The organism is Pedobacter sp. MC2016-05, from assembly GCF_026239735.1.
In the GTDB taxonomy this organism is placed as follows: domain Bacteria; phylum Bacteroidota; class Bacteroidia; order Sphingobacteriales; family Sphingobacteriaceae; genus Pedobacter.
The window spans coordinates 100169-117079 of the sequence record NZ_JAPIVT010000013.1 but is presented as its reverse complement, the minus strand read 5'-3'; the positions used below and the strand labels follow the sequence as shown (position 1 = coordinate 117079).

13 protein-coding genes are annotated in these 16911 nt (G+C 38.4%); 12 read left to right on the top strand and 1 reads right to left on the bottom strand.

All coding sequences use genetic code 11. The annotated features are described in order from the left end of the window. Positions 1–69 precede the first annotated feature (69 nt). Positions 70–1146 (top strand): DUF2891 domain-containing protein, encoded by a 1077-nt coding sequence (locus OQZ33_RS16295; protein WP_265800161.1) that lies wholly within the window; start codon positions 70–72, stop codon positions 1144–1146. Positions 1147–1660: 514 nt separating this feature from the next. Here the strand turns inward: OQZ33_RS16295 and OQZ33_RS16290 are convergent. Continuing rightward, complete coding sequence (locus OQZ33_RS16290) at positions 1661–2182, bottom strand: NADPH-dependent FMN reductase (protein ID WP_056848687.1); 522 nt, start codon at positions 2180–2182, stop codon at positions 1661–1663. A gap of 181 nt (positions 2183–2363) precedes the next feature. On the opposite strand from OQZ33_RS16290, the gene OQZ33_RS16285 reads away from it, so the two are divergent. The 11 genes from OQZ33_RS16285 (at position 2364) to OQZ33_RS16235 (ending at position 16909) form a co-directional block, all read left to right on the top strand. Then, positions 2364–3167 (top strand): ParA family protein, encoded by an 804-nt coding sequence (locus OQZ33_RS16285; RefSeq protein WP_056848688.1) that lies wholly within the window; start codon positions 2364–2366, stop codon positions 3165–3167. Between the two features lie 7 nt (positions 3168–3174). Beyond that, positions 3175–4083 (top strand): ParB/RepB/Spo0J family partition protein, encoded by a 909-nt coding sequence (locus tag OQZ33_RS16280; RefSeq protein WP_265800159.1) that lies wholly within the window; start codon positions 3175–3177, stop codon positions 4081–4083. Positions 4084–4211: 128 nt separating this feature from the next. Beyond that, the gene (locus OQZ33_RS16275; RefSeq protein WP_265800158.1) at positions 4212–4814 is read left to right on the top strand and encodes a DUF5683 domain-containing protein; all 603 of its coding nucleotides are present in this window, start codon (positions 4212–4214) and stop codon (positions 4812–4814) included. Positions 4815–4824: 10 nt separating this feature from the next. Next, positions 4825–5559: a 4-hydroxy-tetrahydrodipicolinate reductase gene (dapB, locus tag OQZ33_RS16270; RefSeq protein ID WP_265800156.1), complete on the top strand. Its 735-nt coding sequence runs from the start codon at positions 4825–4827 to the stop codon at positions 5557–5559. 169 nt (positions 5560–5728) lie between these two features. Beyond that, the gene (lepB, locus tag OQZ33_RS16265; RefSeq protein ID WP_056848692.1) at positions 5729–6922 is read left to right on the top strand and encodes a signal peptidase I; all 1194 of its coding nucleotides are present in this window, start codon (positions 5729–5731) and stop codon (positions 6920–6922) included. Positions 6923–7256: 334 nt separating this feature from the next. Next, positions 7257–10538, top strand: a complete 3282-nt coding sequence (locus OQZ33_RS16260) for a SusC/RagA family TonB-linked outer membrane protein (RefSeq protein ID WP_056848693.1) — start codon at positions 7257–7259, stop codon at positions 10536–10538. A gap of 21 nt (positions 10539–10559) precedes the next feature. Beyond that, on the top strand, positions 10560–12278 hold the full coding sequence (locus OQZ33_RS16255; protein ID WP_265800154.1) for a SusD/RagB family nutrient-binding outer membrane lipoprotein: 1719 nt from the start codon (positions 10560–10562) through the stop codon (positions 12276–12278). A gap of 51 nt (positions 12279–12329) precedes the next feature. Continuing rightward, entirely contained in the window at positions 12330–12899 is a 570-nt protein-coding gene (locus tag OQZ33_RS16250) for a redoxin domain-containing protein (RefSeq protein WP_265800153.1), read from the top strand. A 1-nt stretch (position 12900) separates the two neighbouring features. Next, positions 12901–14208: a calcium-binding protein gene (locus OQZ33_RS16245; RefSeq protein ID WP_056848696.1), complete on the top strand. Its 1308-nt coding sequence runs from the start codon at positions 12901–12903 to the stop codon at positions 14206–14208. Between the two features lie 44 nt (positions 14209–14252). Then, positions 14253–15443 (top strand): ROK family protein, encoded by a 1191-nt coding sequence (locus OQZ33_RS16240; RefSeq protein ID WP_265800152.1) that lies wholly within the window; start codon positions 14253–14255, stop codon positions 15441–15443. 41 nt (positions 15444–15484) lie between these two features. Further along, positions 15485–16909, top strand: coding sequence for an alpha-L-fucosidase (locus OQZ33_RS16235; protein WP_265800151.1), 1425 nt, complete (start codon positions 15485–15487; stop codon positions 16907–16909). Positions 16910–16911 lie beyond the last annotated feature (2 nt).

The window sequence follows — 16911 nt, the reverse complement described above, 5'->3', positions numbered from 1 at the left end:
TGTGGGAGATTTGAAATGGTTATGCGGCCATTCCCGATGATAATTAAATGGCTTATAATTAAATCAATCATGAAAAAAAGCATTTCCTTTTGCATTCTTATATTCTCTTTCGTATTTGCTTCGGCACAGGTTGTACCCACTTTAACTGCTGATGTTGCAGAAAAGCTAGCCAAGATGCCGCTTGGATGCATTATTCAGGAGTTTCCGAATAAAACTTCGCATGTGGCCAATACAGCAGTTGATGGAAGGTTACTGCCAAGCGAACTGCATCCCGCTTTTTTTGGTTGTTTAGATTGGCACAGTTCTGTTCACGGCCATTGGATGTTGCTGCGATTGCTAAAAACGGTTCCTGATCTTAAAAGCAAGACTGAAATTATTGCGGTTTTGGATAAAACCTTTTCTCCTGATAAGATGAAAGCCGAAGCCGAGTATTTTACTAAATATCAGGTGGCCAGTACTTATGAGCGCACTTACGGCTGGGCCTGGTTATTAAAGCTTGATCAGGAACTGTACACCTGGGATAATCCGGATGCTAAAAAATGGCATGCTGCTTTGCAACCTTTAACGCAACAGATTTTGAAGCTCTGGAAAGCCTATTTGCCAAAGCAAACTTATCCCAACAGAACGGGCGTACATCCCAATACGGCTTTTGGTTTAGTATTCGCCTTAGATTGGGCAAGAACTTTCAAAGACGTAGCATTCGAAAAACAGATTGAAGAAAAGGCAAAAGCTTTCTATTTGGATAACAAGGCAACTCCAGCTTACCTTGAGCCAGATGGATCCGACTTCTTTTCGCCAAGTTTAGAGATTGCCGATTTAATCAGGCGGGTTCTTCCAAAAAAAGACTTTGTAAACTGGCTAAATAAATTCTATGAAAAAAGAAGTCTGGATAGGATTAGCGATCTGCCAATCATCAGCGATATCAACGATTATCAGGGCGTTCATTTAGTGGGTTTATCCTTTACCCGAGCATGGTGCATGAAAGGAATTGCGAAAGAATTGGCGGAAAACCATAAATGGAAAAAACATTTTGAAAGTACAGCTGATAAATTCTTAGCTAATGCCTTGCCCCTGGTTTTTGCCGGTAATTACGGTGGCGATCACTGGCTAGCCTCATTTGCAGTTTACGCTTTAGAAAAACAGTGACTTTGTTTTGTATCTATTAGAGACAAGCGTAGGCATATTAAAGAAATCGATTAAATCGATAACCTATTTTGCACTCGTTAGAAACGAGCGCAGGCATATGCCAAGGTGGATAAAGGAAGTCGATTAAATCGATAAGCTATTTTGCGCTCGTTAGAAACGAGCGCAGGCATATGCCAAGGTGGATAAAGGAAGTCGATTAAATCGATAAGCTATTTTGCACTCGTTAGAAACGAGCGCAGGCCTATGCCAAGGCGGATAAAGGAAATCGATTAAATCGATAAGCTATTTTGCACTCGTTAGAAACGAGCGCAGGCCTATGCCAAGGCGGATAGACGAATTCGATAAATCGATAAGCTATTTTGCACTCGTTAGGAAGGAGCGCAGGCACCGGCGAAGGCGGATAAACAAATTCGATTAAATCGATAAGCTATTTTCGTGCTCGTTAGGAAGGAGCGCAGGCATGCAAGGAGTGAAGGCATTGATCTTAAAATCTTTAAATCCTTCAAAATTCTGGTTAAAAGTTGATGAATTTATCTATCTGTTCATTCGTAAATTTAACAGTGTCTTCTTGAAATAAATTTCCATTTTCATCGAGCTCCTGTTTGATGTTAGGGATATGTATCCTCAGTGGAAGCACATTCAGGTGAATATAATGGCACACTCCAGTGAAATGATCTACTCCACGAATGTTTCCATATTTACCAGACGATAAGCCAACCAACGCTGCTTTTTTATCATAAAAACTTCCCGGGAAATCGGCGGCGTCGATCATTACCTTTAACACTCCGGGATAACTTCCATTGTATTCAGGCATCACAAAAATAAACTTGTCTGTCTCGCTAATCAAATTTTGAATTTCTTGAAACGCTGGCGACCGCTTTCCAAACATATCCGTATTTAAAATATCTGCAGGCAAATCTTCCAAACTAAAAATGCCAGCTTCCTGGCCTTTTATTTTCAGTTGCGCTTGGTAATATTTAGCAATTTTTAGCGTGTTACTATTGGGCCTGTTGGTGGCAGCTATAATTGTGATCATGAATGAATTGTTAATAAGATGTTTAAAACCCGATAGACCTTCTTGCTAAAATTACCATATAGTTTGTATCTTAGCTGATTGATAAAAAGGGCGTAAACAACGCAAAAATAGAACTTTTTGCCGATTTAAAGGCATAAATAAACAGCGCCCAAATACGCGTTATTAAATTTCGGATAGATAGATGAGCAAAATAATTGCATTAGCAAATCAAAAAGGTGGTGTTGGTAAAACAACTTCATCTATAAACCTTGCGGCGAGTTTAGCCGTTTTAGAATACAAAACTTTATTGGTAGATGCTGATCCTCAGGCGAATTCAACTTCAGGTATTGGTTTTGATCCCCGGAATATCAAGGACAGTATCTACGAATGTATCATCAACGATATCGACCCTGCCCAGGCTATCCAAAAAACAGATACTCCAAATTTAGATTTGTTACCTGCGCATATTGATTTGGTTGGTGCCGAAATTGAAATGATCAATCTCAATAACCGTGAGTATAAAATGAAAGCGGTGTTAGAAAAAATTAAAGATCAATACGATTTCATTATCATCGATTGCTCTCCTTCGTTAGGATTAATTACCATCAATGCTTTAACAGCAGCCGATTCGGTTATTATTCCGGTTCAATGCGAATATTTTGCGTTAGAGGGTTTGGGTAAATTGTTAAATACAATTAAAATTGTTCAAAACCGTTTAAACCCTGAATTGGAAATAGAAGGAATCTTATTAACCATGTACGATGTTCGTTTACGTTTATCAAACCAGGTGGTTGAAGAGGTTCGTACGCATTTCCATGAGTTGGTTTTTGATACCATTATTCAGCGAAATACCCGTTTAAGTGAGGCACCAAGTTATGGCGTTTCGGTAATTATGCATGATGCCAATTGCAAAGGCGCAATTAACTACCTCAATCTTGCCCGAGAAATCGTGAAGAAAAACGGACTGTTAAAAGAGGAAGAAAACATAGATACAGCAACTTTATAAATTATAGATGACATCTTTTCAGCGAAAAACAGGTTTAGGAAGAGGGTTAAGTGCGCTTTTAGATGATAGCGAATCTTCTCATCCATCAAAACAGCAAGTAAATGCTGTAAGTGAAACCGAGCAGATTGGTAATATCAGTCATGTAAGTTTAACGGAAGTTGAAACCAATCCCTATCAACCACGTACCGAGTTTGATCAGGTAGCTTTAAATGAGCTAGCAGATTCCATCAAAGTACAAGGCTTAATCCAGCCCATTACGGTAAGAAAAATCGGTGCAAACAAATACCAGTTAATTTCTGGTGAGCGTAGATTTAGGGCTTCCAAACTAGCAGGCTTAACACAAGTACCAGCATATATTCGAAGTGCTAACGACCAACAGATGTTGGAGATGGCATTGATCGAAAACATCCAAAGAGAAAACCTGAACGCCATTGAGGTTGCATTAAGTTTTCAGAGGATGATTGATGAGGTGGGTTTAAAACAAGAACAGTTAGGTGAGCGGGTTGGAAAAAATCGTACCACAGTAACCAACTATTTGCGTTTATTGAAACTTCCACCGGCCATTCAAGCTTCCATCCGCGATCAGCGAATATCAATGGGGCATGCCCGGGCTTTAATTAATGTTGATGGTGTTGATAAACAATTATTTATCCATCAGGAGATTTTAGATAAAGGTTTGTCAGTACGTAAAGTAGAAGAACTGGTTCGTAATTTACAGCATTCGCCACTCAAAATCGAGGAGAAGCCAGCAGTAAAGGGCGTTTCTTTCCAATATCAAAAACTGCAGGATGATCTGGCATCTAAATTTGCTACACGTGTAAAATTGAAAGTTTCGCAGAATGGCAAAGGCGCTATCGAAATTCCTTTTATGAGTGATGATGATTTGAACCGAATTTTAGAATTATTAGACTGGTAATGCATTTCAATAAGCTTTTAATACTGGTGTCTTTATTTACGTTTTTTCTGGTAAACCAAGCTTCGGCTCAGGTAGAAGATACAGTATCAAAAGCAACTGATACGCTGAAAAGTCGTAACTATAGGCCTATGAAAGTAGATTCGCCTAAAGTAATGACCCGGCGTGATTCCGTAAAATCCAAATATGTAAACCCAGGTAAAGTTGCCGGAAGAAAGGCAGTTTTAAAATCATTAATATTGCCCGGACTTGGCCAGATTTACAATCTTCAACTATTGAATGATGGTTCCAGGGCGGGTAAAAATCTTACCTTCCAACGCATTTACACCATAGGTAAAATAGGAGCCATTTATGGTGGGTTTACCGTATTAACGCTGTCGTATATCGAGAGTAGTAAACAATATGATTTGTACCTGAAAGAATTACAGTATCGGAATAATCACGGCGGCAAGGCAGATCCTAATGGGCCATTTATTAAAGACGATGGAAGTGAATTTTCTACTTCAGGGATCACTACCGGCAAAGATACTTACAGGAGAAACAAGCAAATTGTACTTTTCTCATACGGTTTAGTTTACATCGCGAACGTGGTAGATGCTTACGTTGCGGCTCGTTTGCACTTCTTTAATATCGATGATAAATTATCCTTCAGGGCGGTTCCTACATTGATAAATTCAAACAGCATGTACAGCTTTAGAGCCATGCCAGCCTTAAAATTATCTCTAACTTTTTAAAAATAAATCCATGAAAATTGCGCTTTTAGGTTATGGCAAAATGGGACAGATTATAGAAAAATTTGCTCTTGAACGCGGTCATGAAATCGTGCTAAAAATATCCATCGATAACCAGGAAGATTTAACCAGGCAGAACCTAAAATCGGCAGATGTGGCTATCGATTTTAGTACACCTGATTCGGTTTTAAATAACATTAGTGCGTGTTTCGATGCAAATGTTCCTGTCGTGGTAGGTACAACAGGTTGGTACGGCAAATTGCAGGAAGTTAAAAATGACTGTAATACCAGTAACAATACTTTGCTCTATGGGTCTAACTTCAGTATTGGCGTTAATTTGTTTTTTAAGTTAAATGAAACTTTAGCAAGGCTGATGAATAACTACCCGGCCTATGAAGTGCAGGTGGAGGAAATTCATCACACACAAAAATTAGATGCGCCAAGTGGTACTGCAATTACAATTGCCGAAGGTATCGTAGATAATTTAGAGAGAAAGACAGAGTGGTTAAATGAAGTTGTGGGAACAGATGTAGAAGCTTTCGCGAAAGCAGATCAACTGCTTATTGAATCGCATCGCATTGAAAACATACCGGGAACGCACACGGTGATTTACAGCAGCGAGGTAGACGACATTGAAATTAAACATACTGCACACAGCAGAGCAGGTTTTGCTTTAGGCGCTGTGGTTGCTGCAGAATGGCTAAAAGACAAAAAAGGATTTTTCAGTATCACTGATATTTTTGAATAGGAGCGAGAAGGAAGAGTGAGGAGCAAGGATTAAGGCACAAGGATTAAGGAGCAAGGAACAAAGATTAAGGAACAAAGAGCAAGAAATAAGAAACAAAGATTTTAAGTCGCTTTGCAACTCCCTCCCTTCTGGGGAGGGTTGGGGTGGGGCTTTAATAGCATAAAATAATATGAATTATAAATTCTGGCAACGAAAAAAAGATGCCACTAAAAAGAAAAAAACAAAAACAAGAGAATGGGTCGATGCCATTGTTTTCGCTGTAGTGGCAGCAACCATTATTCGTGTTTTTTTTATTGAAGCTTACACCATTCCATCCGGATCAATGGAGCGTTCTTTATTAATTGGCGACTTTCTTTTTGTGAGTAAAGTTAATTATGGAGCCCGCATCCCGATGACACCGGTTGCTTTCCCTTTTGCACACCACACAATGCCGTTAACAACATCAACAAAAGCCTATTGGGATGGCGTTCAATGGAAATATCACCGTTTGCCTGGCTTATCCGAAATAAAAAGAAACGACGTAGTGGTTTTTAATTTTCCGGAAGGTGATACCGTTGCTGTAGAAAATCAGTCAGATAGTTACTACAATATGGTTCGTAACATGGGTAGAGAGCAAGTTCGTAATAACTTTACGATTGTTGATCGGCCAGTTGATAAAAGAGAGAACTTTATTAAGCGTTGCATCGCCATTTCAGGTGATGTGATTTCAATGGCTAACGGCGTTGCTGTTGTAAACGGAAAGCAAGAGCCATTAAAAAATACGGGCATGATGCCTTATAAAATCGTATTTAAAACTATGGATTTTAATTACGCAGCGCTCGATGAATTTAAATTGGATTTGGGTAATAGTCCTGCAATTGCTGAAAATACCTATATCGTAAATGCGTCACCAGAAATAGCTGATAAATTGAAAGCTTTTGATTTTATCAGTTCGGTAACGCTAAGCCCTGATGCTGCCGGTCCTGAGCAAGGTGGAGTTTTCCCTCACGATCCAAATCGGGTTTGGAACCGGGACAACTTCGGACCGATTAAAGTTCCCGCCAAAGGTTGGACGGTGAAAATAGATAGTTTGACAATGCCACTTTACTACAGAGCCATCAGAACTTATGAAGGAAATAAAGTAGAGAAGAAGGGTGGCGTTTGGTACATCAACGATAAGGTGGCAAACACTTACACTTTTAAAATGAATTATTACTGGATGATGGGAGATAATCGCCATAATTCAGCAGATTCACGTTACTGGGGTTTCGTTCCCGAAGATCATATTGTAGGTAAAGCATTATTTATTTGGATGAGCTGGGATAGTGATGCTTCTTTCTTTAGTAAAATAAGATGGAGCAGGTTATTTAGAGGAATTGACTAGTTTTTCCTGGAAAATCAAAACAAAAAAAGGCTTAGAGAAATCTAAGCCTTTTTTTGTTTTGTGGTAAACTTTTAAAAAAAATTAATAAGTTTATTTTAAGTTTTAAATTTATTTATTAAGTTTGTTACAAACAACCAAGCTTACACTCCTATCGCCTGATAACTACAGCGATAGAGTGCTTCGAATTTACGATTACATCGAGTACGTTAGCACAATACAGATTAGCTACAAGTGGTGAGAATATTTTAACCTAATCAAACTATTATAATTACAGAACAGAAACAATCTTCACAAAGCCGACAACCAAACTATTTATTAACTAAATTCATTTGTAATGAAAAAAATCTACAAAGGGCTATTTACTGCATTCTTATTAACATTATTGTTTATAGGTGCGTATGCTCAAAAAACGGTTACTGGTACCGTTAAAGATGTAACCGGAAACCCCGTGCCTGGGGTTAGTGTTTCTGTAAAAGGAACGAAGCGGGCAACCCAAACTGATGCAAACGGAAAATATAGTCTTTCTCTAAACCCAGGAGAATCTATTGTTTTCTCAGCAATTGGATATTTAAGAACTGAAATACCAGTTGAAAATCGTTCATCAATAGACATCTCTCTGAAAGAAGATTCTAAAGCCCTTGATGAAGTAGTAGTAACAACAGGTTTTGGAGTGAAGCAACAAACCAGAAAGTTGAGTTATTCTATTCAGGATGTAAAAGGCGATGATTTGGTTCGTGCCAATGAACCAAACATTGTAAACGCTTTACAGGGTAAAGTAGCTGGTGTTGTGATTAACCAGGGAACAGGCGGTCCGCAATCATCATCAAGAATCAGAATCAGGGGTAACTCTTCATTAAGTCCGAATACTCAACCTTTAGTTGTGATTGATGGAGTTTTGATTCAGCCAGGTGTTTCAGGAGCTGACTCATATGGTAATGGTGCCCAGGATTTTGGTAACATCATGAAAAACTTAAATGCTGATGATTATGAAAGCATAACGGTATTGAAAGGTGCTGCTGCAAGTTCTTTATATGGTTCGAGAGCCCAGAATGGAGTGCTTTTGATCACGTCTAAAAAAGGGAAAGCAGGTCAGGGTTTAGGAATTTCATTTTCTCATACTCAAACAATCGAGGAGGCTTACCGGACTATGGATTTACAGAATGACTTCGGTGCGGGTATTAATCCAACATTTACGAAAGGTACCGATGGTATTCCACAGGTTGATGCCGCTAACTATTTTTGGAGCTTTGGCCCAAGATTCGACGGAAGTCAGGTTAAGGACATTGATGGTAGGATAATTACATGGGATGCAAAGCCAAATAATCTACTTGATGCCTATAAATTAGGAAACTACAGCAATTCAAATCTTGCATTCCAGGGGGCTAACGAAAACGGAACTTTCCGTCTTTCATATACTAAACTTTTCAGCACAGGTATTTTGCCAAATAATAAATTTGAGCGGGACGCTTTCGATTTTAGAGGTTCGCATAAATTTGCTAAACTATTCGAAATTAACGCTGGTGTAAACTATACTACTAGTAATAGTTTTAATCCGGTTAACCAGTCAAATAACAATAATCCTTTATTTGCCTTGGTTTACGCGAATCCAAGAAGCTATGATACCAACTATTGGAAAGACAAATATATTAGCCCAACAAATGGCGGTATCTTAACAGGTAGCGATGACCCATATGGTTTAGCTCCGCTTTGGTGGTCGATCTACAATACTAACGTTAGACAACGTGAAAACAATTTTAGAGGTAACCTTGATATTACAGCCAATATTAGGCCATGGTTAAATGCAGTTTTACGTGGTACGTTAAACCAAATCAATACTTCACAGGAAACAAAAAATATTGGTACAGGTGTTGGGTTTACCGGAGGCGAATATGCTAAAAGCCAGTCAGATCAAAGAAGTACAAGGTTCCAGTTTTTATTAAACGGAAATAAGCAAATTACAGATAATTTCAGCTTAAGCTTAAGTGTTGGTGCCGAAACCACTAAAGATTTTGGTAATAACTACACCCGTACCAGAACTGACGGAGGATTGAAAGATCCGGGTAAGTTCTTTATCGGAAACTCTGTAAATACAGCAGTTACTGACTTCTCGATAGATGGAAGCCAACGTACCGATGCGGTATATGCTTACGGAGATTTCTCTTATAAAAATATGCTTACGTTAAACTATAGTGTAAGAAACGATTGGTCTTCAACTTTAACTTATCCTGATGGTAGTGGCGATTATAGTTATTTATATCCATCAGTAGGTTTATCTTATGTTTTTTCTGAATCTTTAAAAAATAATGATGCTTTCGCATTTCTTTCATACGGTAAATTAAGAGCCAATTATGGTCACACCGGATTGGGAACTGCGCCATACACAACGAGTAAAGGTAAATATTCGTTTTTAAGCACTTATATTGATGAAAATGGCAATCAAATGCCTAGGTATGGATATCCTGAATATACTTTAGGAAATTCACAATTGAAAAATGAGTTAACTAAGGAAATTGAATTGGGAGCAGAATTACGTTTCTTTAATGATCGATTTGGAATAGATTTCTCATTCTATAAAAAGAATACAACTAATCAGATTTTGTCATTGGCATTGCCGTCTGAGTCTGGAGTTCGTCAAAAACTATTTAATGCAGGAAACATTCAGAACAAGGGTATAGAAATACTATTGACTGGTACACCAATTAAGTCGAATAATCTTGAATGGAATACCACCTTGAACTTTGCTCGCAATCGCAATAAAATTATTGAATTAGCTCCAGGCGTTGATACTTACACTTTGGGGTATGCATTTGGAGCTGACATGAGTTCAGTTGCTGTTGCAGGACAAGAATACGGAAGTATTTATACTGGTTATGGTTATGCTACTGATCCTAACAGCGGTCAAAAGCTTTTAAAAGCAAATGGAAGTTATTGGAGAAGTGGTGATTTAGGCCAGGGCAACAAAAATTTGGGTAGTATGATGGAAAAGTACAACGGAAGCTTAATCAATAATATCAGGTATAAAAACTTTAATGTTAATTTCCAAATTGATGCTAAAGTAGGTGGTTTAATAGCTTCTGGAACACATCAGTATGGCACAAATTTCGGTGCATTTGAAAGCACATTATTTGGCCGTTCTGCTGATTTAGGTGGTTTACCTAGAAAAGATGCACAAGGAAATATCATTGCAAATGATGGTATCATCCCTGAAGGTGTTTTTGCAGCAGGTACAACAATCAGTAATGTTAATGTTTCTGGTTTAACTTTCCAGGAGGCTGTGAACAGAGGGCTGATTCAGCCAGTAAGTGCCCGTGTCCATTACGCACGTTTAACACAATGGTCTACAGGTATTAGAGAATATTCTACATTCGAAAATAGCTGGGTTGCACTGAGAGAGGTTTCGGTAGGATATACTTTACCTAAAAAATTCACAGAAAAACTTAGTTTCAACCGAATTAACGTAAGTGTAATCGCAAGGAATTTAACTTACATATACAACAGTTTACCAGATCATCTTAATCCTGAAGGTTTGTTCAATAATACTGCAGGAGCTTTTGCAGAATACGGAGGTATGCCTTACGTACGTACATTTGCATTCTCATTAAAAGGTTCTTTATAGTAATTTAAAAAAGAAATTGAAATGAAAACGATATATAAAATAGGTTTAACCTGTACAGCTTTAATTGGGCTGACCATTACAGGCTGTAAAAAGGAGAAGTTTGTTGAACTGAACACCAATCCTCAGCTGATCGATGTAATTACTCCGGAACAACAATTTATGAATGCTGTTGCAAGTATTCAAGGAGACCGTTTCGAGGCTTATTATGATAACTTTCGAGGCATTATGCCCTGGATGCAAATGTTGACTCCACTTGCTGGAAATAGTGTAACATTTATTTCGGAATCTGGCAGTTTAAGAAATGTTCGTTATGGCATTTTCTATCCTGCAGTAGGTGGTAACCTTACAGATGTAGAACAACTGATTAGAAAAATGTCTGCAGAAGAACAGGCAAAAAGAGTACATGAAGTCGAAATTGCAAAAATAGTTAAGGCTTATTATGCCTTTTATGTTTCTGATATTAGTGGCAGCATTCCATACACAGATGCCTTTATGGTGAGATATGGCGGTACTGAAACACCAAAATATAACACTCAACCTGAACTATTTGATATTCTTGACGCTCAATTAAAAAGCGCAGTAACAACTTTAAGTGCAACGCAACCTGTTGCACAAACTTCTTTTGGTAAAAACGACCTGTTTTTTCAGGGTGATGTGGCTAAATGGATAAAAGTGGCAAACTCAACAAGATTGAGAATAGCGATGCGTTTAATGAAGAGAGATGCTGCTAAAATGAGAACTAAAGTATTGGATATTTTAGCCGCCCCAGGTGGTTTGATTGATAATGCGAATGAAAGTTGGATTTTTAGAGCCAATGCCAACTACGCAGATGGTGGAGACTGGTCGGCTGGGAACCTGCGTGCTCCTAGGCCAATTGTTGATTTCATGTATACCAATTCCGATCCTCGAATCAGGTTTTTCTATCAGGAGAATTTATTTAGTCAAACCAATTTCGACCTGGCTAAGGCACAAGGTAAAGTTCCAGCTTCTTCAACCTTCGATCCGAGAAGATATTATGGTGTTGCTACAAGTCCGGATGCCTCTGCTGCGCCAGACTTTGCTAAATTCCTTAACAACATCACTATCACGGTAAGAAATGCAAGTGGACAAAGTGTGCCCCAGGTGATGGATACCTTATCACTGATTCAACCACGCCTTTTTGCCGCTGGTGAAAATGGCGGTACAGGGATGAACGCATTTCCTTTGATTACTTATCCTGATGTTTGTTTTATGCGTGCTGAGTTAGCAGCAAGAGGCGTAACATCAGAAAGCGCTGAAAGCTGGTACAATAAAGGTGTAGAAGCATCTATCAGGTTGTATGATGATCTTGCAAACAAAGCTAAAATTATTGATCGCACAGGTGCTGCTAATTATCAAGCCGTAACAGCGACAGAAATTAGCAACTATCTTGCTAAAACGCCAGTTAAGTATGATGCAGCCAAAGGTTTGGATCAAATTATCAGTCAGGCTTACCTTAACTTTTTTAAACAACCTAACGAAGCCTGGGCAATTTTTAAAAGAACAGGTATGCCAAATACCACAACTGTTGTTGCGCTTGAAAGGATTATAGCCTCGGGTACCGAGCAATCTATTCCAAGAAGAGCAGCGTTAAGCATCCCGTCAATCACAAATCTAAACTATCAAAATATTACAGATGCCTACAAAGCAATGCAGGCAGATCCTGATTTTGGTCAGGGACCAAGTGATATTACCGGAAGAGTTTGGTGGGATAAGAAATAAATTTTTTTCAAAAACTCCTGGTGAAAGCCGGGAGTTTTTTATATTAAGAGGATGTTTAGAATTTTCACCTATCTGTTGCTAATTAATTTAAGCATTTACGGAGCGAAGGCCCAAAGCAAAATTTCCGTTCAAAAGCTGCAAAAAATTCCGTTAAAGGCATTAAATGGAAAAACAGATCATATCATGGCTGGTAAGGCTACGGCTTTTATTTTCCTGTCTCCAGAATGTCCGCTATGTCAAAATTATGTAGCGGAACTTAACGCATTAAAATTAAAATATCCAAACGTGGAAATACTGGGCCTAATTCCCGGAAATGCTTATAAACTGAAGGAAATATCGGCTTTCAAGGATGAATACAAGGTAGGTTTCCCCTTGTTGGTAGACGATTTAAAATTATTAACATCAGCATTGAATGCCACCACTACGCCAGAGGTTATCTTAATCGATAAAGAGGGTACACTAAAATATCGTGGATTAATTGATAACTGGGCCGAGAGCCTTGGAGTTAAACGCAAAGTTGTCACGTCGCATTATTTAAATGACGCCCTTGCGAACCTGACTACACCCAACTACCCTGTTAAAATTACTAAGCCAGTTGGCTGCTTAATTAACGACAAATAAAATGAAGAAAATTTTGTTATTATTTATTGCCTTACTAGTGATTAAAGGGGGTTTTAGTCAGAAATTAACCTACTATGAGCATATTGCACCAATAATTAAAAATAAATGCACACCCTGCCACCGGCCAGGAGAAGCGGCACCTTTTGCATTATTAACCTATGAAGATGTTTCAAAAAGAGGAAGCTTTATAAAGAAAGTGACCCAATCTGGTTTTATGCCGCCCTGGAAGCCAGATAATCATTACCGAAGCTTTGAGAATGATCGGTCGTTAAGTGAAGTTGAAAAGAAAATGATTAGTGCCTGGGTTGATGATAAAATGCCTCAGGGTACAGTTAAGGCTAAAGGTAAATTGCAGCAGGATTATATAGAAGGAACACAATACAGCCGTAAGCCAGAACTGGTTTTAAAAACAATGAAGCCCTTCATCGTCAAATCAGATAGGGAAGAACGTTTCATCGTTTTCAAGATACCATTTGAGCTCGGCGAAGAAAAAAATGTAGAGGCAATTGAATTTTTCTCCTCAAATAAGAAACTTATTCATCATGCAAATTTCGCCATACATCCGGTAGCGGATGGTGTAGATATCAATAGTGCGGCCGACTATGTAAATTTAACAGATGGCGACCGATCCGATTATGATCAATTTATGCCATTTAAAAAGGAAATGACCTACTATGGGGGTTGGATTCCGGGAACATCATTCGAATCCTATCCGGCTAATTTAGGTTGGGTAATGCCGAAAAGAGGTGTAATTCTACTTACCATTCATTATGGTCCATCAGCAAAAGAAGAAGAAAGCATTTCAGGCGTTAATTTTTTCTTTAAAAAGGCACCAATAGAAAGGAAAATAGATGTAGTCAGCTTGGGTTCTGCTGGAGTCGGAGAAAATTCAATTGATCCTTACTTCATGATTCCGGCTGATTCTATAAAGAAATTTAACTTAAAGATAGTTACACCGAAAGATCAGTCCTTATTATATATTTGGCCACATATGCATCTGTTGGGAAAAGATTTCAAAGCTTATGCAGTAACACCAGATGGAAAAACGATTAATTTAGTTTCTATTCCATCATGGGATTTTAGATGGCAAGAAATTTATCGTTTCAAGCAACTGATAAAAATTCCGAAGGGTTCCATTTTAACAATGGAGGCTACTTACGATAACTCGAGAAATAACCCTAACAATCCTAATAATCCTCCCAAAATGGTTTTTTCAGCTAATGATATGAAATCAAGTGATGAGATGATGACGATGTTAATGCTGTTTCTTCCATACAAAGAGGGCGATGAAAAGCTCCTATTAAAATAACCGAGCTTGCTTAGGCTTATTATTATCATTAAAATTTAGTTCAGATGTCTGTTATCATCGAGAAAGGTCAGCGTTTAAAAGCTGATATTATCAAGCATCTCTATTATAAAATAGCGCTGTCATTAACCGATTTAAGTAAGCTCACCAAAAAGAGTTTACCATTGGTTACCTCTGTTGTCAACAATTTAATGGCTGAAGGTTATATCATAGAACAAGGATTAGCACCTTCTACTGGCGGTCGACGCCCGTCCATGTACCTGCTTAACCCAAATCATAATAAATTTATTGTGGCCATTGCCATGGATCAACTCATTACCAGACTTACCGTTTATGATATGTCTAGAAAGTTAATCGTACCCATGCAATACCTGGATTTCGACTTGTCTAATGATAAAAGCGATGTTTGTACACTGGTAAATTTTATTAATGAGAGTATTGATAGATCAAAAATAAAAAGAAAAGATATTTTAGGTATAGGGATTGGAATGCCAGGTTTTGTGAATGCAGAATTAGGTATAAACCTGTCCTATCTTCCAATTAATAATGGGTTAACATTACGCGAATTTATTTCCTCAGCAGTGAAACTTCCGGTTTTTATTGATAATGATTCAAGTTTAATCGCTTTGGCCGAACTCAATTTCGGTGAGGCAATGGATTTGAAAGAAGTGATGGTTGTAAATATTGGCTGGGGAACGGGGCTTGGTATGATTATCAACGGCCAACTTTACAGAGGAAGTACGGGCTATGCTGGTGAGTTTAGCCATATTCCACTATCTGATAGTAACAATTTATGTTCTTGCGGAAAAAGGGGGTGTTTAGAGGTTGATACTTCATTGCTCGTGATGGCAGAAAAAGCTGGACAGGCTTTAGCCAATGGCGCAGAATCTAGTATGAAAGAGTTGTTTAAAGATAAAACTAAACATCAAAGAGATCATTTTTTAGATGCTGTAATTGCTCAAGATCCCTTAGCAGTTTCTATTTTGTCTAAAGCCGGATTTCAGTTAGGAAAGGGGTTATCAACATTAATTCATATTCTTAACCCAGAATGCATTGTGTTAAGTGGAAGAGGAGCAAAGGCCGGAGAAATGCTGCTGCCTCCAATCCAACAAGCGATAAATGAATTCTGTATACCAAGAATTGCAGGCCAAACCAAAATCAAGTTATCTACGCTAACTGATGAGGCAGAATTACTAGCAGCTGCCGGCCTAATAATCGAAAACAGTCAATTTGATTAATAGACTGTAGATTTAAATGAAAAAAATCTCACGACATTGATATGAAAAAATTAATATTTTCCTTTTATCTATTTTCACTTTCAATCGCGTTTTCTTCTGCACAGGAACGCAATGATATTGTAAAACAATCTGCTACTTACGAGTGGCCAAAAGATCCTTTGGTAAAAGAAAAATTAGAGCAGTGGCAGGATAAAAAGTTTGGCATGATCATCCATTGGGGTTTGTATGCTGTTCCAGGAATTATCGAATCTTGGTCTATCTGTTCTGAAGATTGGATCGAAAGAGATTCTACCATCGCTTACGAGGAATATAAAAAACGGTACTGGGATTTTAGCAAAAAGTTCAATCCAACTAAGTTCAACCCCGAGAAATGGTCGGCTGCGGGGAAAGCTGCAGGGATGAAATATCTCGTATTTACTACCAAACATCATGATGGTTTTGCCATGTTTGATACCAAGCAAAGCGATTTCAGCATTGCCAAAGGACCTTTTGCCAATAACCCAAAGGCAGATGTTGCCAAATATGTTTTTGATGCTTTTAGAAAAGATGGCTTCATGATTGGTGCCTACTTTTCTAAACCCGATTGGCATTCGCAATATTATTGGTGGCAAAAGTATGCTACGGCAGATCGAAACAATAATTACGATATCAAAAAATATCCATGGCGTTGGAATAAATTCAAGGATTTTACCTACAACCAGATTGGAGAATTAATGAATAACTACGGCAGTGTAGATATTCTTTGGCTCGATGGGGGCTGGGTTCGTCCTTTGGAAACCGTGAACGAAGAGGTGCTGTCGTGGGGTGCAAATATCCCTAAATGGAGCCAGGATATTGATATGCCAAAAATTGCTGCAATGGCAAGGAAAGCACAACCAGGGTTGTTAATGGTAGATAGAACCGTTCATGGTCCTTACGAAAATTACCAAACTCCTGAACAGCGGATTCCGGAAAAACAATTGGATTATCCCTGGGAAAGTTGCATGACTTTAGGCGGTGCCTGGGGTTTTGTACCTAACGATCAATATAAATCTTCAACAGAAGTAGTTCATAAACTGGTAGAAATTGTTGCAAAAGGTGGCAGTTTATTACTTGGTGCTGGGCCAAAACCAGATGGAACGCTCCCTGACGACGTGACTAAACAACTTAATGAAATTGGAAAGTGGACTTCCAAAAATGGAAAAGCAATTTACGGCACCCGCATCACAAAAGATTATCACGACAGACAAACCTGGTTTACTCAAAGTAAAGATTCCAAAAAGAGATTCGCAATTCATTGCTTACCAGAGCAAGCAATACCAGATATGGTGAAATGGAAAGGAAACGCACCCAAAAAAGGCACTGAAATCATTTTGCTTTCCACAGGTAACAAAGTAAAATGGAAAAGTGTTGATGGAGAAACCTGCGTTTCTATTCCTAAAGTTGATCGTACGGCAGCGCTTGCTTTTGAGTTTACAGCGCAATAAAA